Here is an 811-nt window from a genome sequence, read left to right as displayed (position 1 = left end):
CTCGGTGAACCGCCGATGCGCAGTCGGGCCGGAGGGGCCGAAGCACGGCGGCAGTTGGGCCCAGGTGCACCCGGACGTCGCGACGAACACGATCGCCGCCAGCACCTCGCGATCCCCGTGGCGCCGACGGCCACCACCCTGCGGGCGCACCGGAGCGTCCGGCACGACCAACTGGAACAACTCCCACAGCTCATCCGGCACCAGCCGCTCAACGATCAGCACACCCGGAGTCTACTCAACCCACCCAAATGAGATGTCTTCTTAAAGGACCTTCCTATGCCTGTCCCTAGCATCCCATCCCCTGTGGTAGCCAGACGTGGTAGTGCGCAGACGGATACGGTGGTGTGGTGAGCGACCTTGACCCGACCCGCCCGAAGTGGCCCCAGATTGTTGACCGGCTGACCCAGCGTATTTCGAGCGGGCAGTACGGGCCGGGGCATCTGATCTCGCACCGGGCGATCGAAGAAGAGTTCGGGGTGGCCAAGGCAACCGCCGGGAGAGCCCTCGCGAAGTTGCGCGCCCGAAAGCCGGTCCGGACCGAGTTCGGGATGGGGTCCTTCATCAGGGACGTGACCGACCAGCCCGCCCCCGGGAACGAGTAGGCCCCGCCCTGCCGGAGTTCACCAGCGGGACGGGGCCGAGGGGCGCGGGGTAGGCAAGGGCCGCTCTGAGTGGACGTTAAGTCCGTTTCTGGTAGCGGCCTCGTCCGGGTTGGGTGAGGAAGCCTTGGCGAGTGAGGCGTCCGAGGCGGCTGCGGGTGATGTTGACGGACGCCTCGTCGGTGGGCATGCCGAGGAGTTCGTGCAGCTCG

Annotated in this window: 2 protein-coding genes; one reads left to right on the top strand and one right to left on the bottom strand. The window is 67.3% G+C overall.

All coding sequences use genetic code 11. From position 1 onward, the window contains the following. Positions 1-222: transposase (locus PUR61_RS07225; RefSeq protein WP_329876681.1), on the bottom strand; the 222-nt coding region annotated here is incomplete at its 3' end. 125 nt (positions 223-347) lie between these two features. Here PUR61_RS07225 and PUR61_RS07220 point away from each other — a divergent pair. Further along, positions 348-602: a GntR family transcriptional regulator gene (locus PUR61_RS07220; RefSeq protein WP_329876844.1), complete on the top strand. Its 255-nt coding sequence runs from the start codon at positions 348-350 to the stop codon at positions 600-602. Positions 603-811: the final 209 nt, after the last annotated feature.

Source organism: Streptomyces sp. BE20 (assembly GCF_036322525.1).
Classification (GTDB): domain Bacteria; phylum Actinomycetota; class Actinomycetes; order Streptomycetales; family Streptomycetaceae; genus Kitasatospora.
Note: the sequence above shows the minus strand (reverse complement) of the source record. Positions and strands in the feature narration are given on the sequence as shown.